21 protein-coding genes, 5 tRNA genes and 1 pseudogene are annotated in these 20,739 nt (G+C 50.7%); 19 read left to right on the top strand and 8 right to left on the bottom strand.

The features are described 5' to 3' along the window. Position 1 precedes the first annotated feature (1 nt). Positions 2-1,282 carry a serine--tRNA ligase gene (serS, locus tag B3729_RS19720; protein WP_010794652.1) on the top strand — a complete coding sequence of 427 codons (1,281 nt, stop codon included), beginning with the start codon at positions 2-4 and terminating at the stop codon, positions 1,280-1,282. Beyond that, the gene (gene cysG / locus B3729_RS19715) at positions 1,282-2,673 is read left to right on the top strand and encodes a siroheme synthase CysG (RefSeq protein WP_074824346.1); all 1,392 of its coding nucleotides are present in this window, start codon (positions 1,282-1,284) and stop codon (positions 2,671-2,673) included. The genes serS and cysG overlap by 1 nt, the downstream gene beginning before the upstream one ends. Here the strand turns inward: cysG and B3729_RS19710 are convergent. The 7 genes from B3729_RS19710 to B3729_RS19680 are packed head-to-tail and all read right to left on the bottom strand — an operon-like array spanning position 2,670 to position 6,749. Continuing rightward, on the bottom strand, positions 2,670-3,677 hold the full coding sequence (locus B3729_RS19710) for a glutathione S-transferase family protein (RefSeq protein WP_286788769.1): 1,008 nt from the start codon (positions 3,675-3,677) through the stop codon (positions 2,670-2,672). The genes cysG and B3729_RS19710 overlap by 4 nt on opposite strands. A gap of 30 nt (positions 3,678-3,707) precedes the next feature. After that, positions 3,708-4,679, bottom strand: a complete 972-nt coding sequence (locus B3729_RS19705) for a glycosyl transferase family protein (RefSeq protein WP_286788768.1) — start codon at positions 4,677-4,679, stop codon at positions 3,708-3,710. Beyond that, complete coding sequence (locus B3729_RS19700; protein WP_219653035.1) at positions 4,676-4,990, bottom strand: TusE/DsrC/DsvC family sulfur relay protein; 315 nt, start codon at positions 4,988-4,990, stop codon at positions 4,676-4,678. Before B3729_RS19700 ends, B3729_RS19705 begins: the two co-directional genes overlap by 4 nt. Continuing rightward, positions 4,987-5,286, bottom strand: a complete 300-nt coding sequence (gene tusB / locus B3729_RS19695; protein WP_037029547.1) for a sulfurtransferase complex subunit TusB — start codon at positions 5,284-5,286, stop codon at positions 4,987-4,989. The genes B3729_RS19700 and tusB overlap by 4 nt, the downstream gene beginning before the upstream one ends. Continuing rightward, complete coding sequence (gene tusC / locus B3729_RS19690) at positions 5,283-5,642, bottom strand: sulfurtransferase complex subunit TusC (RefSeq protein WP_010794646.1); 360 nt, start codon at positions 5,640-5,642, stop codon at positions 5,283-5,285. The genes tusB and tusC overlap by 4 nt, the downstream gene beginning before the upstream one ends. Continuing rightward, positions 5,642-6,034, bottom strand: coding sequence for a sulfurtransferase complex subunit TusD (gene tusD, locus B3729_RS19685; protein WP_037029544.1), 393 nt, complete (start codon positions 6,032-6,034; stop codon positions 5,642-5,644). Before tusD ends, tusC begins: the two co-directional genes overlap by 1 nt. 46 nt (positions 6,035-6,080) lie before the next feature. Further along, positions 6,081-6,749: a Bax inhibitor-1/YccA family protein gene (locus B3729_RS19680; RefSeq protein WP_010794644.1), complete on the bottom strand. Its 669-nt coding sequence runs from the start codon at positions 6,747-6,749 to the stop codon at positions 6,081-6,083. A gap of 124 nt (positions 6,750-6,873) precedes the next feature. On the opposite strand from B3729_RS19680, the gene B3729_RS19675 reads away from it, so the two are divergent. The 16 genes from B3729_RS19675 to B3729_RS19600 all read left to right on the top strand — a co-directional run bounded on the left by B3729_RS19675 (position 6,874) and on the right by B3729_RS19600 (position 18,684). Continuing rightward, positions 6,874-6,963, top strand: a tRNA-Ser gene (locus tag B3729_RS19675). 132 nt (positions 6,964-7,095) lie between these two features. Next, positions 7,096-7,740, top strand: a complete 645-nt coding sequence (uvrY, locus tag B3729_RS19670; RefSeq protein WP_286788767.1) for a response regulator transcription factor GacA — start codon at positions 7,096-7,098, stop codon at positions 7,738-7,740. Between the two features lies 1 nt (position 7,741). Next, positions 7,742-9,568, top strand: a complete 1,827-nt coding sequence (gene uvrC / locus B3729_RS19665) for an excinuclease ABC subunit UvrC (RefSeq protein ID WP_286788766.1) — start codon at positions 7,742-7,744, stop codon at positions 9,566-9,568. A 32-nt stretch (positions 9,569-9,600) separates the two neighbouring features. Next, positions 9,601-10,158 carry a CDP-diacylglycerol--glycerol-3-phosphate 3-phosphatidyltransferase gene (gene pgsA / locus B3729_RS19660; RefSeq protein WP_010794641.1) on the top strand — a complete coding sequence of 186 codons (558 nt, stop codon included), beginning with the start codon at positions 9,601-9,603 and terminating at the stop codon, positions 10,156-10,158. Between the two features lie 64 nt (positions 10,159-10,222). Then, a tRNA-Gly gene (locus tag B3729_RS19655) sits at positions 10,223-10,298 on the top strand. A 41-nt stretch (positions 10,299-10,339) separates the two neighbouring features. Next, positions 10,340-10,413, top strand: a tRNA-Cys gene (locus tag B3729_RS19650). A gap of 123 nt (positions 10,414-10,536) precedes the next feature. Beyond that, positions 10,537-10,623: transfer RNA gene (locus tag B3729_RS19645), tRNA-Leu, on the top strand. Positions 10,624-11,289: 666 nt separating this feature from the next. Next, complete coding sequence (thrS, locus tag B3729_RS19640; RefSeq protein ID WP_286788765.1) at positions 11,290-13,212, top strand: threonine--tRNA ligase; 1,923 nt, start codon at positions 11,290-11,292, stop codon at positions 13,210-13,212. Then, complete coding sequence (gene infC, locus B3729_RS19635; RefSeq protein WP_010794563.1) at positions 13,212-13,763, top strand: translation initiation factor IF-3; 552 nt, start codon at positions 13,212-13,214, stop codon at positions 13,761-13,763. Before thrS ends, infC begins: the two co-directional genes overlap by 1 nt. Positions 13,764-13,824: 61 nt before the next feature. After that, positions 13,825-14,019: a 50S ribosomal protein L35 gene (rpmI, locus tag B3729_RS19630; RefSeq protein ID WP_010794562.1), complete on the top strand. Its 195-nt coding sequence runs from the start codon at positions 13,825-13,827 to the stop codon at positions 14,017-14,019. Positions 14,020-14,045: 26 nt separating this feature from the next. Then, a complete protein-coding gene (gene rplT, locus B3729_RS19625) occupies positions 14,046-14,402 on the top strand; it encodes a 50S ribosomal protein L20 (RefSeq protein WP_010794561.1) in 357 nt (118 codons plus the stop codon). Between the two features lie 94 nt (positions 14,403-14,496). After that, complete coding sequence (gene pheS / locus B3729_RS19620; RefSeq protein WP_286788764.1) at positions 14,497-15,501, top strand: phenylalanine--tRNA ligase subunit alpha; 1,005 nt, start codon at positions 14,497-14,499, stop codon at positions 15,499-15,501. A gap of 17 nt (positions 15,502-15,518) precedes the next feature. After that, entirely contained in the window at positions 15,519-17,897 is a 2,379-nt protein-coding gene (gene pheT / locus B3729_RS19615; RefSeq protein ID WP_286788763.1) for a phenylalanine--tRNA ligase subunit beta, read from the top strand. Between the two features lie 3 nt (positions 17,898-17,900). Beyond that, positions 17,901-18,203 (top strand): integration host factor subunit alpha, encoded by a 303-nt coding sequence (gene ihfA / locus B3729_RS19610; protein WP_010794558.1) that lies wholly within the window; start codon positions 17,901-17,903, stop codon positions 18,201-18,203. Beyond that, the gene (locus tag B3729_RS19605; RefSeq protein WP_010794557.1) at positions 18,184-18,540 is read left to right on the top strand and encodes a MerR family transcriptional regulator; all 357 of its coding nucleotides are present in this window, start codon (positions 18,184-18,186) and stop codon (positions 18,538-18,540) included. Before ihfA ends, B3729_RS19605 begins: the two co-directional genes overlap by 20 nt. A gap of 67 nt (positions 18,541-18,607) precedes the next feature. Then, positions 18,608-18,684 (top strand) — tRNA-Pro (locus tag B3729_RS19600). A gap of 109 nt (positions 18,685-18,793) precedes the next feature. Here the strand turns inward: B3729_RS19600 and B3729_RS19595 are convergent. Then, positions 18,794-20,010 (bottom strand): IS3 family transposase gene (locus B3729_RS19595; RefSeq protein ID WP_286788820.1). Its coding sequence is split into 2 segments (ribosomal slippage): positions 18,794-19,674 and positions 19,674-20,010, totalling 1,218 coding nucleotides; the frame shifts between segments, so codons are not numbered across the junction. A gap of 142 nt (positions 20,011-20,152) precedes the next feature. On the opposite strand from B3729_RS19595, the pseudogene B3729_RS19590 reads away from it, so the two are divergent. Next, positions 20,153-20,739 (top strand): annotated as a pseudogene (locus B3729_RS19590) (IS5 family transposase); the annotation flags it as partial.

Below are 20,739 nucleotides of genomic sequence, written 5' to 3'. Positions count from 1 at the left end.
CATGCTTGATGCAAAACTGGTACGTACACAGCCTCAGGAAGTGGCAGAACGCCTTGCCGCGCGTGGTTTCACGCTTGATGTACAGCGCATCGAATCCTTGGAATCAACTCGCAAGTCTGTGCAAACACGTACCGAGGAGCTTCAGGCTGAACGTAACAGTCGATCAAAGGCCATTGGTCAAGCCAAGGCGCGCGGTGAAGACATCGCGCCGCTTCTGGCCGATGTGGACCGTATGGGAGGCGAACTGGAGACCGCCAAGCGTGAGCTGGACGTGATTCAGTCTGAATTGGATGCTCTGCTGCTAGGGCTGCCTAACTTGCCACATGAGTCCGTTCCAGTAGGCACCAGCGAGGAGGAGAACGTAGAGGTTCGCCGTTGGGGCACTCCTAAGCGTTTTGACTTTGAGGTTAAGGATCATGTAACCCTGGGTGAAGCTCATGGTTGGTTGGATTTTGATACGGCCTCTCGCTTCTCGGGTGCTCGCTTTGCCTTGATGCGAGGCCCTATAGCCCGTCTACACCGTGCATTGGCGCAGTTTATGATCAATCTGCATACGGGCGAGCATGGTTACGAGGAGGCTTACACACCTTATCTTGTCCAGGCCGAGACCTTACAAGGCACAGGGCAGCTTCCTAAGTTTGAGGAAGATCTGTTCAAGGTTCCGCGTGACGGTGAAAGTCCGCTTTATCTGATCCCGACTGCGGAGGTCACATTGACCAATATCGCAGCAGGCAGGATTTTGGACACCAAGGCACTGCCTATTCAGTTGGTAGCCCATACCCCATGCTTCCGTAGCGAGGCGGGTGCTTCCGGACGCGATACGCGGGGCATGATCCGTCAGCACCAGTTCGATAAGGTTGAAATGGTACATATCGTTGAGCCTGCAAAATCTTTCGAGGCATTAGAGGCTCTGACAGGTCATGCTGAGCGTGTTCTGCAACTTCTAGAGTTGCCCTATCGTGTGCTTGCTCTCTGCACTGGCGATATGGGCTTCAGTGCCACCAAAACGTATGACCTTGAAGTATGGATTCCGAGTCAGGATAAATATCGCGAGATTTCTTCCTGCTCTAATTGCGGTGATTTCCAGGCGCGCCGTATGCAGGCTCGGTGGCGTAACCCGGAAACGGGCAAGCCAGAGCTGGTACATACATTAAACGGCTCGGGCTTAGCAGTGGGTCGTACGTTAGTGGCTGTGCTGGAAAATTATCAACAAGCCGATGGAACCATTCGCGTACCGGAAGTCCTCAAGCCGTACATGGGTGGCGTTGAGGTTATTGGCTGATGGAGTTCTTGCCACTGTTTCACAATCTGAGCGGCCGCCCTGTACTGATTGTTGGTGGAGGTGAGGTCGCTTTACGCAAGGCGCGTTTACTTAAGGATGCTGGGGCAATGCTCAAGGTTGTTGCGCCACGCATTCATCCGGCCATGCGAGAATTGATTGAAAATGGTGGCGATTCGTTGATCGAGCGGCCCTACCAGGCAGATGATATGGGTGGGGCCGTCCTGGTTATTGCTGCAACCGATAATGAAGACCTTAACATCCAGGTTTCGGCCCAAGCCAAGGCGATAGGTGTGCCAGTTAATGTGGTGGACTCTCCTTCACTGTGCACTGTTATCTTTCCTGCAATTATTGACCGCTCACCTTTGATTGTCGCGGTTTCGAGCGGGGGAGATGCGCCTGTCTTGGCTCGGCTTGTACGAGCCAAACTAGAGAGTTGGATACCTGCTGCATATGGTGAGCTAGCCGGCCTGGCTAAGAAATTTCGTTCTAAGGTTAAGCGCCGTTTTGGTGATGTCCAGGCGAGGCGCGTTTTCTGGGAAGAGGTATTCCAAAGCGAAATTGGCGAAAAGGTACTCGCTGGCCAGCCTCAAGTAGCTGAGCGTTTGCTTGAAGAGAAACTTTGTAACGCATCCTCAAGCGTTAAGGGCGAAGTCTATCTGGTGGGCGCGGGACCGGGTGATCCTGACTTGCTGACATTCAGGGCTTTACGCCTCATGCAGCAGGCCGATGTAGTCTTATACGATCGCTTGGTTGCTCCCGCTATCCTGGATATGTGTCGTAGAGACGCTGATAGAATCTATGTAGGCAAAAAAAGGGCTGAGCACGCGGTTCCGCAAGAAGAAATCAATCAGCTTTTAATTGATCTGGCCGGTCAAGGTAAGCGTGTCCTAAGACTTAAAGGCGGCGATCCGTTTATCTTTGGGCGCGGGGGCGAAGAAATTGAGCGTCTGGCTGCCCATGGGATCGGATTCCAGGTAGTGCCGGGTATTACAGCTGCCAGTGGCTGTGCGGCCTATGCCGGCATACCGCTGACGCACAGAGACTATGCCCAATCTGTACGCTTTATCACAGGCCATTTAAAAAATGACACCTGTGATTTGCCATGGAGTGATTTGACCTCTCCGGGGCAAACGTTGGTTTTTTATATGGGGTTGGTTGGGCTACCAATCATTTGCGAGCAGCTTATCAAGCACGGGCGTGACGCTTGTACGCCGGCCGCCTTGGTTCAGCAAGGCACCACCTCAAGTCAGCGTGTATTTACGGGAACGCTGGCAGATTTACCTGTTCTCGTAGCGCGCCATGAGGTTCATGCGCCTACGCTAATAATCGTAGGTGAGGTCGTAACCTTGCGTGAAAAGCTGGCCTGGTTCGAAGGCCAATCGCATCCTTAACGGTCACGCTGCCATAAACCTACAGCGGGCAACTGCTCTCGATCGTGAGGCGACGTTAAGTCGAGTGCTGGCCCTTTGGGAATGATCCCGTTAGGGTTAATCGTTTCGTGACTGCCATAATAGTGATGCTTGATATGCTCAAAGTTGACAGTCCCTGCAATGCCTGGCCACTGATAGAGCTCCTTCAGCCATCCCTGAAGGTTAGGGTAGTCTGTAATGCGGCGTAGATTGCATTTGAAGTGTCCGTAATAGACTGAGTCGAACCGTATTAATGTTGTAAAAAGTCGCCAATCTGCTTCTGTCAGGTATTTTCCTGTCAGATAGCGATGCCTGCTCAGGCGATTTTCTAGTTGATCAAGAGTAGTAAACAGCTCTTCAAAGGCGAGTTCGTAAGCGTACTGCTCTGTTGCAAATCCAGCCTTATAAACACCGTTATTCACCTTGGCATAGATAAGCTCGTTAAGTGAGTCGATGTCTTGCTGTAATGGTTCTGGATAAAAATCGATGCTGTTGCCTGTCAGTCCGTCAAATGCATGATTCATCATGCGGATGATATCGGCAGACTCATTGTTAACGATGCACTTATGCTTGTTATCCCAAAGCATTGGTACTGTAACGCGACCTGTGTAATGAGGTATAGCCTCTAGGTAGCGCTCATAAAGGAACCGCTTGGCTTCATCAAGTGTGTCACCCGTTGAGCCGAGCGTTTGATCAAAAGTCCATCCTTTGTCCTTCATAAGCCAACTAACAACGGATACGTCGATAATACTCTCAAGGCCTTTAAGCTTTCGGAAAATAAGGGTGCGATGAGCCCAGGGGCAGGCTAGAGAAATATACAAGCGGTAGCGGTTAGGCTCTGCCTCGAAGCCTGCCTCGCCTGTAGGGCCAGGCTCACCAGTGGACGTTACCCAGTGTCTGAACTGGGCGCTTTCCCGCTTGAAGCTTCCATCTTCGCCGGTGTCGTACCAGCGGTCCTGCCATTTGCCTTCTATCAATAGGCCCATCGGCTCCTCTCCATATTGTGGAGCCGTCTATTAGTGACGTTGGCTCCAGTACTCTTTTGCCTTGGCTAGAGCGGCTTCCCGGCTGTGGCCAAGCGCTCTCAAACCCAAGGCTATCGTAGAAAGAACGGCCAGTTCGCCGTAGGCATCGTTTGCTTTGCCGGTCCATACATCTAATAGATGATTGGCATCCAGCCGCTCAGGTTTGACGTGTCTTCTTTCTGAAAGTGCAGGCCAGGCTTCATTCCATTCAGTGCCATACTCTGTGCCATAGAGATGAAAATCATTGTCTGGGTTGACTTCAATTTCACCGCCTTCGCCTTTAATCACGATAGCCTTGTCGCCTAATAGGCGGCTGGCTTCACGGTGAATGGGTTGATAGCCTGGGTGAAAGATACTTTGCAGGATGCAAGTTGCGTTGAGCGGATTTAACAGTCTGACCAGCGAATGAATAGGCGAACGCAATCCCAACGTGTTGCGTAAGTTGATCATATGCTGCAAGGCAGGCATCCAGTTTTCCAGTGGCATAAACGCCAGGTGGTCTTTATTTAAAGCTTCCTGTGTCTGGCGCCAATCGTTACAAAGATGAATACCCAGCGTTTCTAGAACCTGCTCAGTATATAGTCGTCCTGCTGTATGAGCGCCGCCGCCGTGAATCAGAATCCGCACACCATGGGATGACAGGCATTTGGTGGCAAGCAGAAACCATGGTAAGTGGCGTTTTTTACCTGCATAGCTAGGCCAGTCCAGATCTACTGGAATGGTCGGGGCGTTGAGATGTGCTCGAATAGCATCGGTAAAGCCGGCAAGCTCTTCTGCGCTTTCTTCCTTGTGTCGAAGCAGCATAAGAAAAGCGCCGAGTTGAACATCCTCGACATTTCCCTCAAGGATCATCCCCATGGCGCACTGGGCTTCTTCGCGAGTTAGGCTGCGTGAACCGCGTTTACCTTTGCCGAGTATGCGTATGAATTGAGCAAAGGGATGTTCTTCAGGCGTCGTTATCATAAGCAATTAGTCGGTTTTGGAAGTCCTGCCAGCTTGGCTGCTAGCTTGGCGGGGCTTCCTTTGAAAAGGAGATTCAAATGAAGGCTGTTACCCTTCTCGGGACCTAAGGTTTGCGCAATATATTTAATCAGCGGACGATTAGCTGGGGAAAGCTGGAACTCAGTATAGAAATCTCTGAGTGCATGAAGGATTTCCCAATGTTCAGGCGTCAGAGAGAGATCCTCCCGCAGAGCCAGTTCCTCAGCTATTTCAACGGACCAGTCTTCCAGATCCAGTAAATAGCCTTCCTTGTCAACATTGAGTGCAGTCATGGCCAGCTATGTACCTTGTCATAAGCTACACAAAGAGCCACAAAACGATCATAGTCAATCATTTCAAAACGAGATGTTTCTCTGAGTCCACGGGCCTCGACATCTTCTTGAAGAGCAAAGCCTTTGACGCCGGTTTGAAGTGTTTCAAGCAGAGCCGCTGTTCGCGAGCTTTCTTGTAGCAGGTATGTAGCGTCGCCCATTAATAAAAGTGCATCCTGCTCCGCAAGTAGCGGTAGGGCGCTGTCTAGCATCCTGCTCTGGAAAGGCGAAGCCAAGATAAGGTGAAGCGTCTTCACAGTGTAATCACCATGTCGTGCTGATTTAAAAGCAGCCGAGCCTCTTCGGTAGATAGGATCTCAACTTCCAGTTCAAGCGTTGATTGCATTACGTTGCGCTCCAGTAAGCTGCTTTCCAATGCATACAGTTTGTCTACGCCGAACAAGGGAAGAGCTTGTAGATTAGCGGTCAGATCTTTTTGCTCAAGATGTGAAGCGGCCTGAGAGGGTTGTAATTGGAAAACACCGTCATCCATAAAGAGCATGGCAATGGGTAAATCGAAAGCGCCGCCTGCTAGGGCAATGTCTAGGGCTTCTCGGGCTGCCATGCCCGACCATGGCGCTTGCCGACTAATAATGAGCAGCGACTTTGCCATTAAATGTCTCCAAAGCAAATGAGGCGATCGGCTTCCTGTGCAGCCTCATGAAGCTGCCCTAGACCAGAAAGCTGCCAGGGCTCGTAAAGGTTGGCACTCTGGCGCCCATGGCGATGAGCCTCTTCCGAGCTCAGAATGCCGCGCCGTAAAGCGGCAGAAATGCAGACGACTGAATCCAGCTTATTTTGCTGAATGAATAAGCCCCATTGGCCCGCCCAGTCTTGCTCATCTTGAGGCGTTACGATGGATGAAGAGGCATTGTGTACTCCATCCTGATAGAAAAAAAGACGAGTGATTTCATGGTGCGCGGACAACACGGCCTCAGCAAACCGAAGGGCTCTTCGGGAGGAGGGCGAGTGAGGTGCGGAAAATACAACGATAGCAAATTTCATAAATAAAAAAGGCCCGCCGAAGCGGGCCTCTCCAGTGCGCGTCTCGTTAATCATTGCTGCTGGCAAAGCCTAGCAACTGAAGCAGGCTGACAAACAGATTGTATATCGAGACGTATAGGCTGATGGTAGCCATGATGTAATTATCTTCCCCGCCATGGATGATGGCGCTGGTTTGGAACAGAATTGCTGCCGAGGCAAACAGTACAAAGCCCGCACTGATCGCAAGCTGCAAGCCGCTGATATTCACAAAGAACGACAGCGCTATTGCGCCTAGCAATATCCAGAATCCGGCCATTAGAAAGCCCGACAAAAAGCTCATGTCTTTGCGGGTAATCAGTGCATATGCCGACAGGCCAAAGAAGACTAGGGCAGTCATGCCTAAGGCAGAAGAAATGATGCTTCCGCCATTAGGCAGGCCCAGATACATATTCAGTATCGGGCCTAGGGTGTAGCCCATGAAGCCGGTAAGCGCAAACGTGCTGACCAGCCCCCAGCCACTGTTACGCAATTTCACAGTGAGAAAGAACAGACCATAAAAGCCGATCAGAACTACAAAAATGTTGGGATATGCAACACGCATCTGCTGCGAGACGTAAGCTACCAAGCCACTGAAGGCCAGCGTCATTCCCAACAGAGCATAGGTATTGCGCAGCGTGCGACTAATGTCGCGCCGTTCGGCAACCGCAGGGTTGAAGGCATATTGACGCTCGTTCATAACGACACTCCTAATGTGGTCGAAACCTATTCATACCATAAGATAATAACAACTCTTTGAAAAAAAATAGATTTAAGTGTTTGACAGCGTGTTTCGTTCGGGTAATATTGCGGCCCGCACCTGCGGAGGTGTGGCCGAGTGGTTTAAGGCAACGGTCTTGAAAACCGTCGAAGGGGAGACTCTTCCGTGAGTTCGAATCTCACCGCCTCCGCCATCTTCTTGCTCCAAGTCATCGTGCGTTTATCTCTGACTTGTGTATAGTCGTTACACATTCTTTCGCATTTATTAGCTTGAGACGAGTCTTAGGCTTGTAATTGGCTTATGCATCAGCGTTATGAGGTGCACGGTGATTAAAGTGCTGGTGGTCGACGACCATGATCTGGTAAGGGCCGGTATTATCCGTATGTTGGCGGATGTCGATGGCATTCAGGTCATTGGTCAGGCAGATTCTGGCGAGAATGGATTAAAGCTTGTCAGAGAGTTAAAGCCTGATGTGGTCCTCATGGACGTCAAGATGCCAGGCATCGGCGGCTTGGAAGCTACTCGAAAGCTTCTTCGTAGTCATCCCGAGGTAAAGGTCATTGCAGTAACGGCATGTGAGGAAGATCCCTTTCCGACTCGTCTGTTGCAGGCTGGGGCTTCTGGTTATCTTACAAAAGGTGCGGATATCCAGGAGATGATTACTGCTATACGTCATGCATTTGGCGGTCAGCGGTACATAAGTGCTCAGATTGCTCAGCAGTTAGCGCTAAAGTCTTTTCAACCTCAAAGCAATGGCTCGCCGTTTGATCTTCTTTCAGAGCGCGAAATCCAGATCGCATTGATGATTGCTAATTGCCATAAGGTTCAGGTGATCTCCGATAAGCTTTGCCTGTCGCCCAAGACCGTTAACACCTATCGTTATCGTATTTACGAGAAACTCCCCATTACCAGTGATGTGGAGCTGGCTTTATTGGCAGTTCGTCACGGGATGGTAGACGCTACGAGTTGAAATGACCGAAACGTTTGATCCTTCTGCTTTTCTTTCTGGCTGCAGTTCTCGGCCAGGTGTTTATCGAATGTTCGACGAAAGCTCCAAGGTGCTTTATGTCGGAAAAGCAAAGAATCTCAAAAAGCGCCTTTCGAGTTACTTCCGCAAAACTGGCTTGGCTCCCAAGACAGCGGCGTTAGTAGCAAAAATTTCCCAGATTGAGATAACTATTACTGGGAATGAGACAGAGGCGCTTCTGCTTGAGCAGAACCTTATCAAGCAGTTACGCCCCCCTTACAATATTCTCCTTCGGGATGACAAATCCTATCCTTATGTCTTTCTGTCAACTGAAGATGAATTTCCTCGGCTTGCTATCCACAGAGGCGCTAAAAAGGAACGGGGCCGCTATTTCGGTCCGTATCCGAGTGCGGGTGCTATCCGAGAAAGTCTGAATCTCTTGCAAAAGGCATTTATGGTGCGCCAGTGTGAGGACGGTTTTTTCAAGAACCGTACTCGTCCCTGTCTTCAATATCAAATCAAGCGCTGCAAGGGTCCGTGCACCAATATGGTTTCCCGAGAGGAATATGCTGAAGATGTTCGTCATTCGGCTATGTTCCTGGAAGGGCGGAGCAATGCCTTGGCTGAAGAGCTAAGTGCAGTTATGGAAAAGGCTGCCATGGCTTTGGATTTTGAACGGGCCGCCGAGCTGCGTGATCAAATTGCCTTAGTGCGACGAGTGCAGGATCAGCAGCATATAGAGGGTGGAAGCGGGGATGTAGATGTTATCGCTGCGATGGTGAACCCAGGTGGTGCATGCGTTCATCTAATCAGTGTGCGTGGCGGCCGTGTTCTTGGTAGCAAAAATTTTTTCCCGCAGGTTGCGATTGAGGAGGAGTCCCATGACGTTCTTCTTGCATTTTTGGAACAGTATTATCTTGCTCGTATGGAGCGGGATTTGCCCGATGAAGTCATCGTAAACACCGTTCATGAGGACTTCTCAACCCTCATAAGTGCCTTTAACGAATTACATTCTCGAGGTCTTGAGATCTCGCATCGTGTTCGAGGCACTCGTGCCCGCTGGCAGCAGTTGGCTGTGACAAATGCTGAGCAGGCGCTTAATACTCGGCTTGCTAATCGCCAGCATATGGCTGCTCGTTTTGAGGCGCTTACGGATGTGTTGGGGTTGGCTGAGACGCCGCAAAGGCTGGAGTGCTTTGATATTAGCCACTCAAGTGGGGAAGCTACAGTTGCTTCCTGTGTGGTGTTTGGTCCTGAGGGGCCTATTAAATCCGATTATCGCCGATACAATATTGAGGGTGTCACGGCAGGTGATGATTATGCTGCCATGCATCAGGCGTTGACCCGTCGTTTCAGTAAGCTCAAGGATGGGGAGGGTAAAATGCCTGATATCTTACTGGTGGATGGCGGTAAGGGGCAGTTGGCAATGGCTCGTGATGTGCTTCAAGAGCTGGCGGTTCCGGATCTCGTCTTGTTGGGTGTGGCCAAGGGTGTAACTCGCAAGCCAGGTTTGGAGACACTCTATCTGAACGATCCCTCTAATGAGTTCAGCTTGCCGGGTCACTCTCCTGCATTGCACCTGATACAGCAGATTCGTGACGAGGCGCATCGCTTTGCTATTACGGGGCATCGAGCAAGAAGAGGGAAGGCGCGTAGGACATCTACGCTTGAAGATGTTGCAGGAGTAGGGCCGAAGCGGCGTAGAGAGCTGCTTAAGTACTTCGGAGGCCTGCAAGAGCTTAATCGTGCAAGTGTCGATGAGATAGCCAAGGCGCCAGGAATTAGCAAAAAACTAGCTGAGCAGATTTATGCTGCACTGCACAGTGAGTAGAATGTCCAGACATTCATATATTTCCTGTGCCAATGAACATTCCTAACCTGCTTACTGTTCTGCGCGTTCTGCTCATTCCTTTCTTTATTGCTCTGTTTTACATGCCGGTTTCTTGGAGCTATTGGGCGGCGAGTTCAGTGTTTGCCTTGGCTAGTTTTACTGATTGGCTGGATGGCTACTTGGCTCGTCGATGGAAACAGAGTACTCCATTCGGAGCTTTCCTGGACCCGGTTGCTGACAAGCTCATGGTTGCGGTGGCCTTGGTGCTTCTGGTGCAGGAACATGCCACTATTTGGTTAACGTTGCCTGCTACCATTATTATTGGTCGAGAAATTGTAGTGTCAGCCCTTCGTGAGTGGATGGCAGAATTAGGGGCGCGAGCTCAAGTAGCTGTATCTAGTCTTGGCAAATGGAAAACAGCGGCGCAGATGGTGTCTTTGATTGTGCTGTTGGCTAATCCTCCTCAACTGACGTTCTGGGTTTTGACAGGGTATGTTCTTCTGATCATTGCGGCTGCGCTTACGCTTTGGTCTATGTGCAGTTATCTGCTTGCGGCTTGGCCGCATCTGAGCATAACGAAGAAAAAATAACTTTTTTGAATCAATGAGTTGACAGCGTCGTTGGATTGTATAGAATGGCGCCCGTCACCAAGACGCGGGAATAGCTCAGTTGGTAGAGCACGACCTTGCCAAGGTCGGGGTCGCGAGTTCGAGTCTCGTTTCCCGCTCCAGTTTGTCAGTCAGCTCCGCTTTAATTGGGGTTGGCTTATGAGGCCGGGTGGCAGAGTGGTCATGCAGCGGATTGCAAATCCGTGTACGCCGGTTCGATTCCGACCTCGGCCTCCACTATGTAGCCCTGCAGATCTAGCGGTCTGTAGGGTTTTTTATTTTTACTTTGGTTCGCTGTGCTGGCTAAGTTGGATTGTTTGCTATCTATCCCTAGCTAAATGCTCAGTGTAGAGCGCTACCGCCCGGATGGCGAAATCGGTAGACGCAAGGGACTTAAAATCCCTCGGAGGAAACTCCGTGCCGGTTCGATTCCGGCTCCGGGCACCAGTTGTAATAAGGGCTTGACTTGATTGGTCAGGCCCTTATTTTTTGAGGCAAGGTCTGGCTGCTTTATAGTGGCAATCGGCCTACTATCTGCTCAAACATTCTTTTATTCGTGAAGTAACCCTTTGAAAAGCGCCAGGCAATGGGCTTTCCTTCGTCTGTTTTCAATGTAATTGAAAACACCGTTGAATCTAGCGCTCTTGCTAACAACGCGTAGTCTTTCAGGCTTATTCTTACAATCGGTATGTCTGGAATGATCACGGCAAGTCGATCCCGCTTTGGTTATGCGAGTTATCGGCCTGTGTTGGCTATTCTTCAGTTTCAATCAATAGTTTTACAGCTACGGCATGCCAAAAGTGATCTTTGATCAAGTGCCCAGGTGATGGCTTGCTTTCAAGTTGTGCTGCGTGAAAACCACTAGGTAGCTAGACTGATTGGCTTGGTGTGGAGGGCTAATATTTTTAGGTGTGGCCTAATGCTTGGTTGTATAGCTAATCATTTTCTGAAAGCATATATATTCTTTGTTGCTCCAGTGATCCTTCATCGATTAATTGAAAAGTGCATAGGCCTGCCATCGTTCGGTAGGATATATAATTCGATGCTGTAGCTTACTGGCTCATCCGAACCATGTGGCCCTTGGTATGGGTCACCACTGTTAAAGGAGGCGCCATGCCCACTATTACTCTTCCCGACGGTAGCCAACGTTTATTCGATCATCCTGTTACAGTCACAGAGGTCGCTCAGTCTATAGGCGCTGGATTAGCGAAAGCTACTCTGGCAGGCAAAGTAGATGGACGTCTGGTGGATGCTTGCGACGTTATTGATCATGACGCGTCCCTGCAAATTATTACGCCTAAAGATGAAGAGGGTTTGGAGATCATCCGTCACTCTTGTGCTCATCTGGTTGGTCATGCTGTAAAGCAGCTGTTCCCGACAGCGAAGATGGTAATTGGTCCTGTTATTAATGAGGGATTCTATTACGACATCTCGTATGAGCGTCCTTTTACGCTGGATGATCTGGCTGCTATCGAGACGCGGATGCGTGAGTTGATCGATAAGGACTACGACGTCATCAAGCGTATGACTCCGCGAGAGCAGGTTATCGAGACGTTTAAAGCGAGAGGGGAAGATTACAAGCTCCGCTTGATTGAAGATATGCCTGATGAAAAGGCAATGGGGTTGTATCATCATGAAGAGTATGTGGACATGTGTCGTGGTCCGCATGTGCCCAATACCCGATTTTTGAAGGCATTTAAGCTAACGAAGCTGTCTGGTGCCTACTGGCGTGGCGACTCCAAAAACGAACAGCTGCAGCGTGTCTATGGTACGGCTTGGGCCGATAAAAAGCAGCTGGCAGCTTATATTCAGCGCATTGAAGAAGCTGAAAAACGTGACCACCGCAAGCTGGGCAAGCGGCTGGATCTCTTCCATACTCAGGAAGAGGCGCCAGGAATGGTGTTCTGGCATCCTAACGGCTGGACTGTTTATCAGGCGCTTGAGCAGTACATGCGCCGTATTCAGCATGAAAACGGCTACTCCGAAATCCGTACGCCACAAGTTGTGGATCGTTCCCTTTGGGAAAAGTCCGGCCACTGGGCTAACTATGCCGACAATATGTTTACGACTGAATCGGAAAGTCGTGACTATGCTATCAAGCCAATGAACTGTCCTTGCCATGTGCAGGTATTTAATCAGGGGCTCAAGAGTTACAAGGAGCTTCCTCTTCGTCTGGCAGAGTTCGGCGCTTGTCACCGTAATGAGCCATCAGGCTCTTTACATGGCATTATGCGTGTCAGGGGGTTTACTCAAGATGACGCTCACATTTTCTGCACAGAAGACCAAATGCAGGAAGAGGCGGCTGCTTTCATTAAGCTTACTTTGGCGGTTTACGCTGATTTCGGATTCACTGATATACAACTGAAGCTTTCTACCCGTCCTGAAAAGCGTGTTGGTTCAGATGACTTGTGGGATCAGGCAGAATCAGCATTAGCTGCGGCGCTTGATCATGCAGGGCTGGCCTATGACTTGCAGCCGGGAGAAGGTGCATTCTACGGTCCAAAAATTGAATTTTCTTTGAAGGACTGTCTAGGTCGAGTATGGCAATGCGGTACGCTACAGCTTGATTTTAATTTGCCGTCTCGTCTCGGTGCTGAATACGTCAGTGAAGATAATAGCCGTAAGCACCCAGTAATGCTGCATCGTGCTATCCTTGGTTCCTTTGAGCGATTCATCGGTATTTTGATTGAGCATTACGAGGGATCTTTCCCGGCGTGGCTTGCTCCAACTCAGGCAGTGGTCATGAATATCACTGACAAACAGGCCGATTTCGCTAACGAAGTGGTGCAAATTCTTGATCAAAGCGGTTTCCGAGCTAAAGCTGACTTGAGAAACGAGAAAATCGGCTTTAAAATTCGGGAGCATACTTTGCTCAAGGTTCCCTATCTTCTTGTTATAGGTGATCGGGAAGTTGAATCAAGAGCCGTGGCTGTACGCACGCGTGAAGGTGCTGATCTGGGCTCAATGCCTATTGCGGACTTCAAGGAGCTTCTAGCTCAAGCAGTTGCTCGTCGCGGTCGACAAGAATTGGAGTAATGACTATTAAGCGTGAAATGAGACAGGATAAGCGAACTCAACCCAAGGCTCCGATCAACGAGAATATCTCGGCTCGTGAAGTCCGGTTGATTGGTGCTGACGGCCAACAGATTGGCGTCGTCTCGATTGATGAAGCGCTACGCGCTGCTGATGAAGCCAAGCTGGACTTGGTGGAAATTTCCGCCGATGCAGTACCTCCTGTGTGCCGCATCATGGATTATGGCAAGCATCTTTTCGAGAAGAAGAAGCAGACCGCAGCAGCGAAAAAGAACCAAAAACAGGTTCAGGTAAAAGAAATCAAGTTTCGTCCAGGGACGGAAGAAGGGGATTACCAGGTAAAACTACGCAACCTGGTACGTTTCCTTAATGAGGGGGACAAGGCCAAGGTATCCTTGCGATTCCGTGGTCGTGAGATGGCCCACCAGGAGCTGGGTATGGAGCTGTTAAAGCGGGTCGAGGCTGACCTTGCTGAATACGGTGCCGTAGAACAGCATCCTAAGATGGAAGGACGCCAGCTAATTATGGTCATCGCCCCTAAAAAGAAAAAGTAACCACCAGGGCACTGGCAGGCCTTGCGGTTATGCGTAATCACCCAATGCGGAGTATATGAACATGCCAAAGATGAAAACCAAAAGTGGTGCAGCGAAGCGTTTTAAAAAGACCGCTTCCGGTTATAAGCACAAGCACGCGTTCAAGAGTCACATCTTGACCAAAATGACCACCAAGCGTAAGCGCCAGCTGCGTGGTACATCTCTGATGCACCCGTCTGACGTTCAAAAAGTTGAGCGCATGCTGCGCGTTCGTTAATCGGTCACAAGGTAAAGGTATAACTCATGGCTCGTGTTAAGCGTGGCGTAATTGCCCGTCGTCGTCATAAAAAAATTCTGAAGCTGGCTAAAGGTTACTACGGTGCTCGCTCTCGTGTGTTCCGTGTTGCTAAGCAGGCTGTGATCAAGGCAGGCCAATACGCCTATCGTGACCGCCGTCAGCGCAAGCGTCAGTTCCGCGCCCTATGGATCGCTCGTATTAATGCTGGTGCTCGTATGAACGGTCTGTCTTACAGCCGTTTCATTGCTGGCTTGAAGAAAGCGGCCATTGAGATCGACCGTAAGGTTCTGGCCGATCTGGCGGTAAATGAAAAAGTAGCGTTCGCTGCGATTGTCGAGAAAGCTAAAGCTTCTTTAGCTTAAGCCCTGTGTCAATCAGGGCCTTGGCCCGACAGTAACGTCACCAGTAGGGGAAGGGCCTAAAGCTCTTCCCCTATTTTGTATCTGGAGTCAGTGAATGGAAAACCTGGAGGCACTGGTCAGCCAAGCGTTGGAGGCCGTGCAGCAAACTGAAGACACGACTGTTCTTGAACAGCTACGGGTTGGCTACCTAGGGAAAAAAGGTGAGCTTACCCAGGTCATGAAGACGCTGAGCAATCTGCCTGCAGAAGAGCGGCCGAAAGTCGGTGCGCTGATCAATGCGGCTAAAGAGCGTGTGCAAGATGCGCTTAACGCCCGCAAACAGTTTTTAGAAGAATCCGCTTTGGCTGAAAAATTAGCGGCGGAGCGGGTTGACGTAACATTGCCTGGCAGAGGGCAGACAACGGGTGGTCTGCACCCTATTACCCGTACTTTGGAACGTATCGAGCGACTTTTTACAGGTATTGGTTACAGCGTGGCTGAAGGCCCTGAAATCGAAGACGACTACCATAACTTCGAGGCGCTGAATATTCCAGGTCACCACCCGGCTCGTGCTATGCACGATACATTTTATTTTAATGCTACACGTCTACTGCGTACGCATACCTCACCCGTGCAGATTCGTGTCATGGAGCAGCAGCAGCCTCCGATTCGTATCATCTGCCCAGGCCGAGTTTATCGCTGCGATTCCGATCAGACGCACTCGCCGATGTTTCATCAGGTAGAAGGGCTTGTGATTGATGAGAAGGTCAGCTTTGCCGACCTCAAGAGCACGATAGTGGGTTTTCTGCGCGAGTTTTTTGAAGAAGACCTAGAGGTCCGCTTCAGACCCTCTTATTTCCCATTCACTGAGCCTTCTGCAGAAGTCGACATCCGTCGACATGTCAATAAAGACGGCCAGCTGACCCCTAGCTGGCTTGAAGTCTTAGGTTGCGGAATGGTGCACCCTAACGTGTTGCAAATGGCGGGTATCGATCCTGAGAAATATCAGGGCTTCGCGTTTGGTATGGGCGTTGAGCGCCTAGCCATGCTGCGTTACGGCGTAAATGACTTACGGCTGTTCTTCGATAACGACCTGCGCTTCCTGGCGCAATTCCGCTAGCTTTAATAGGGGGCACAATGAAATTCAGTGAACAATGGTTGAGATCTTGGGTAAGTCCACCGGCTTCTCGGGACGATTTAGTCGCTCAGTTATCCATGGCAGGTCTTGAAGTGGACGACGTCGAGCCGGTGGCCGGGCAGTTCAGCGGTGTGGTAGTAGGGGAGGTGCTCGCTACTGAGCGGCATCCTGACGCTGATAAGCTGAATGTATGCCGTGTTAGTAATGGCCAGGAAGAGTTTCAGGTCGTATGCGGTGCGCCAAATGTGCGTGCTGGTCTAAAGATTCCCTTCGCTATGATTGGCGCCAAGCTGCCAGGTGATTTCACTATAAAGAAAGCCAAGCTGCGCGGCGTTGAGTCTCAAGGCATGCTGTGTTCTGCTAGTGAGTTGAGCGTATCAGAAGATAATGCAGGTCTGATGGAACTGCCTTCAGATGCACCGGTAGGCAAGGATTTCCGTGATTACTTGGGGTTGGACGACGTTTCTATAGACGTTGATCTAACGCCTAATCGCGGCGATTGTTTATCAATTGCCGGCCTCGCTCGTGAAGTTGGTGCGCTCTATGGCGTCCCGGTGCATGCGCTTGATGTTTCTCCTACACAAGTAAATATAGAAGATGTGCGCCCAATTGAGGTTGTTGAGCCTTCTGCTTGCCCTCGTTATGTAGGGCGTGTGCTAAAAAATGTTGACCTCTCCCGCCCTACGCCACAATGGATGGTAGAGCGCCTGCGGCGATCCGGGATTCGTAGCATTGATGCTGCAGTCGATGTAACTAATTACGTTATGCTTGAGCTTGGGCAGCCTATGCATGCTTTTGATCTCAACGAGATCAAGGGCGGCATTCGTGTTCGCTTAGCGCAGCCCGACGAGAAGCTGGTTCTGTTAGACGGCCAAGAGATTACTCTTCGCCCGGATACGTTAGTTATTGCCGACCATGAGCGCGCGCTAGCTATAGCTGGGATCATGGGGGGGGAATACAGTGGTGTAAGCGCCACTACCGCGGATCTGTTCCTGGAAAGCGCCTTCTTCGATCCTATTGCTGTTGCTGGTAAGGCACGCTCCTATGGTCTTCACACTGACTCTTCGCACCGCTTTGAGCGCGGAGTAGACTTTGATCTGCCTCGTCGTGCAATGGAGCGCGCTACAGCCCTACTGGTAGATATTGTCGGCGGCGAACCAGGTCCGGTGATAGAGATAGCAAGTGCTGAACATTTGCCTGTTAAGACCCCTATTACTTTGCGTAGTGAGCGCATCGAGCAAGTGCTAGGTCTGCGTCTTGAGAGTGATGAAGTTGAGCGCCTGCTGAAAGGTCTTGCATTGACCGTTGAGTCTACAGATGAAAACCACTGGAAAATTGGCGTTCCTAGCCATCGTTTCGACATAGCAATCGAAGTCGATTTGATAGAAGAATTGGCGCGCCTTTACGGATATAACCGCCTTCCGACTCGTTTTCCACAAGCACGCTTGGCTCCAAAAGGATATGCCGAGGCGCGTACTGGCCTTTCGCAATTTCGACACCAGTTGGTTGCTCGGGGTTATCAGGAAGCTATTACTTATAGTTTCATAGACGAAAAGACATTCAAGCTATTCTCGCCAACGCTTGATCCAGTATTGTTGGCTAATCCGATTTCTCAAGATATGGCTGCTATGCGCGCTTCGCTTTGGCCGGGCTTGGTCAAGGTGTTGCAGCACAATCTTAATCGCCAGCAGAGTCGGGTGCGCTTGTTTGAGTCAGGGCTTCGTTTTGTCGGTTCACTAGATGATTTGGCGCAAGAGCGTGTCTTGGCTGGTCTGATTTCGGGGCCACGCTCTCCAGAAAGCTGGAACGCTGGTTCTGAGCGTGTAGATTTTTTCGATATCAAAGGCGATGTTGAATCGCTGTTAGGTTGCGGTGAAAATGTAGGTGATTTTACCTTTGTCGCCGCAGAGCATCCTGCGTTGCATCCTGGGCAGACTGCACGCATTGAGCGTGACGGCCGGCTGGTGGGTTATGTGGGAGCGTTACATCCCGAGTTATTAAAAGCTTTGGATTTAGATCAACCTGTTTATGTATTTGAAGTGTTGCTAGGTGAGGCGGAGCAGAGATACCTACCACGTTTCCAAGAGCTGTCACGTTATCCAGAAGTACGTAGAGACTTGGCAGTCCTAGTGAATATAGAGATATCTTCGGCGGATGTTTTGTCGGTTGTACGGGACAAGGCTGGTGAGTATCTGGTTGATTTAAGACTGTTTGACGTATATCAAGGCAAGGGCATTGATCCGCTTAGAAAAAGTCTTGCAGTTGGCTTGACCTGGCAGCATCCATCACGCACTCTTACTGATGAAGAAATCAACGAAACGACACAGAAAATCCTCGTTTCCCTAGAAAAAAGGTTTAACGCCACATTAAGGAAATAGCGTATGGGGGCTCTGACGAAAGCTGAGTTGGCTGAACGTCTCTATGAGGAGCTTGGTCTGAATAAGCGTGAGGCCAAGGAGCTAGTGGAGTTGTTTTTCGAAGAAATTCGAAATGCTTTAGAGCAGAACGAGCAGGTTAAGCTATCAGGTTTTGGTAACTTTGATTTGCGAGACAAGCGTCAGCGCCCCGGACGCAATCCTAAAACAGGTGAAGAGATACCAATCACGGCACGCCGTGTGGTGACTTTCCGTCCTGGGCAAAAACTTAAGGCCAGGGTAGAAGCGTATGCTGGAACCAAGCCATAACAATGAGTTACCTGCTATACCGGGTAAGCGATACTTCACTATTGGTGAGGTAAGTGACCTCTGTTTGGTAAAACCCCATGTCCTTAGATACTGGGAGCAGGAGTTTCCTCAGCTTAACCCGGTAAAAAGGCGAGGTAATCGTCGTTATTACCAGCGACAAGATGTCATTATGATCCGTCAGATCAGGGCTCTGCTTTATGACCAAGGTTTTACCATAGGCGGGGCTCGTCTAAGGTTGTCGAGTGATGATGCTAAGGATGATACTACCCAGTATCGCCAGCTAATAAAGCAAATGATTAGCGAATTAGAGGATGTTTTGGGAGTTCTTCAAAAATAATTTAAAAAAACCTTCCATTTATCAAAACCTTAGCTTAATATGTTCGCCATCTCGCAAGGGATAGAGTCGGGGCGTAGCGCAGCCTGGTAGCGCACTTGCATGGGGTGCAAGGGGTCGAGTGTTCGAATCACTCCGTCCCGACCAAATATCTAAAAACGGGTCAACAATCTATGATTGTTGACCCGTTTTGCTTTTGAGCGTCATGAAGACGCTGCATGGACTTGCCCCTACCAAATCAGACACCAACTCCCCGTTAAACTGATGCTGCTGCCAAACGCCTGAATTCTCTCGGTGACCGATGTTTCAAAGCGCTGTGCGGATGCTGCTCGTTGTAGTGCTCGAAGGCAATCGTCAGATTGCGCAGCGCCGTTTCTCGGTCAGGTTTGGGCATGTGCGCCACGTAATCACGCTTGATCGTCTTCACGAAGCTCTCCGCCATGCCATTGCTCTGCGGGCTGCGCACCGGCGTGCTCACCGGCTGCAAGCCGATCTGGCGGGCAAACTGCCGTGTCTGCTCGGCGATATAGGCCGAGCCGTTATCGCTCAACCATTGCACCAGCGTGCTTGGTAGTTGATCGCCAAATCGCTTCTTCACGCTTTCTAGCATCAAGTCTCGGATGTCATCGCCGCTGTAGCCTGTCGGGCTGGCGACCCAACCAATGGCTTCGCGATCACAGCGGTCCGGGGCAAAGGTCACGCTCAACTTTGCACCATCGTTGCAGCGGAACTCGAAGCCGTCCGAACACCACCGTGTATCGCTGGTAGCGACGGCAATGCGGCCTTTATGCCGGCGCAGTACGCCCTGTTGTTTGATTCGTCTCCCCAACAGCAGGTTGTGGTCGCGCATCACTCGATAAACCCGCTTCACATTGATCGGGGCTAGCGAGCGAGTTTCACGCTCGCGGCGCAACAAACCCCAGACGCGACGGTAGCCATAGCTGGGCAGCTCGCTAACTTGCCGCTTAATCTCAGCGACCAGTTCCTTGTCATTCACGAGCCGGCGTCGCCGCACTTTGGGCGATATTGATTGCTTGATGCGAACCGTTAATTGCGAGCGCGACACACCGAGACATTCGCTTACCAGTTTCACTGGTCGTCTCCCGGCAACAAGGGTGAGTGCGCAATCCATTTTCGCGACCGAGCGATCTCCACGACCTCTTTGAGAACTTCGGCTTCCATCGTCTTCTTGCCCAGCATTCGCTGCAATTCGCAGATTTGCTTGAGCGCATCACTCAGCTCGGATGCCGGTACCACAGCTTCGCCGGCACTGACTGCCGACAGGCTTCTGTCCTGGTACAGCTTGCGCCACAGGAACAGCTGGTTGGCATTGATGCCGTTGCGCCGGGTAACCACGGAAACACTTTGTCCGGGCTTAAGGCTCTCGCGAACAATGGCCAGCTTCTGGTCGGTGCTCCAGCGGCGACGGCGTTCCTGGCCGAGCAGCTCACCACTCTTACGCGCTTGTAATATGTCGCCAGCAGTGTTGCCTTTACCAATGAAAACCAAGCATTTCCTTTCAATGCCATTTCATTAGTAGCCTGCTGCGTCTCTTGGGTTTTTCTGAAAGGTCGCGTTTGTTAGCTTAATGCCGTTATGGCAAGCGGAGGCAGACATGACAGGTCGCTACGAGCTTTCGAGTCAGCGCTGGGCATTGATTGAAGACATCGCTTCTCCTCCCAGGCCATGGGCCGTCCTCGCCGGGATGATCGACAGATGCTCAATGGTATGTTCTGAATCTTTTGCTCCGGCGCCAAATGGCGTGATCTACCCGAACGCTACGGCCCTTGGAAAACGGTCTATCAGCATTTTCGCCAATGGCGGGACGACGGCACGTTTGAGCGCGTATTGACTCGTCTGCATCTGCGGCTTCGCCAGGGTGGCTTTATCGATCTGGATACCTGGATGGTAGACTCCACGACCATTCGAGCTACCCGTGCTGCGGCAGGAGGCGGAAAAAAGGGGCCGGACGAACCTGTAGATCACTGCCTGGGACGCAGCCGGGGTGGGTTAGGTACCAAGATTCACCTGATCTGCGATACCAATGGTTATCCGCTGAGCTTTACCCTCTCGCCTGGTCAGCAGGCCGATTCGCGCAACTTTATTCCGTTACTGGATCAGGTGCGTCTTCCTGGCTCTCAGGGCAGACCACGCAAGCGTTGCCGGACAGTGATCGCGGACAAGGGCTACGATAGTGAAGGG

Origin of the sequence: Pseudomonas sp. UBA3149 (genome assembly GCF_002364655.1) — a bacterium.
Taxonomy (GTDB): Bacteria; Pseudomonadota; Gammaproteobacteria; order Pseudomonadales; family Pseudomonadaceae; genus Chryseomonas; species Chryseomonas luteola.
Note: the sequence above shows the minus strand (reverse complement) of the source record. Positions and strands in the feature narration are given on the sequence as shown.